This window comes from Pseudovibrio sp. Ad37 (assembly GCF_001623075.1).
Taxonomy (GTDB): Bacteria; Pseudomonadota; Alphaproteobacteria; order Rhizobiales; family Stappiaceae; genus Pseudovibrio.
Window position 1 is genome coordinate 1 of sequence record NZ_LMCF01000112.1, and the last position, 536, is coordinate 536.

At 54.1% G+C, this 536-nt stretch carries 1 pseudogene; it reads left to right on the plus strand.

Features of this window, described 5'->3' with window-relative positions:
• Window positions 1–536, plus strand: a pseudogene (locus PsAD37_RS27665) (IS3 family transposase); the annotation flags it as partial.

Below are 536 nucleotides of genomic sequence, written 5' to 3' on the forward strand. Positions count from 1 at the left end.
CAGGTGGGCCTGTATCGATCATGTGCATAGTCGGTTCAAGGTTTCTGAGCGGTGTGTTTGCCGCGTTCTGGGGCAACATTGATCAACACAGCGGCGTTTGCCACGTGGGCGTACTGACGAAGAACGCCTGATCGCGGATATGATCGAGCTGACACGTCAGTATGGTCGGTATGGCTACCGTCGGATTGCAGCCTTGTTGAGAGACGCAGGCTGGCTGACTAACGACAAGCGGGTTGAGCGTTTATGGCGACGTGAGGGGCTTAAAGTGCCCATGAAACAGTCAAAGAAGGGGCGGCTCTGGCTTAATGATGGATCGTGTGTCCGCCTACGTCCTGAATATCGCAACCATGTTTGGTCCTACGACTTCGTACATCATCGAACGGACGACGGCAGGGCCTTCAGAACACTCAACATTCTGGATGAGCACAGCCGGGAATGTTTGGCTATCCGGGTGAAGCGAAAGTTGAACTCAACCGAGGTCATTGACGCTTTGACAGACCTGTTCATCGTGCGCGGTGTGTCCGCCTATATCAGGT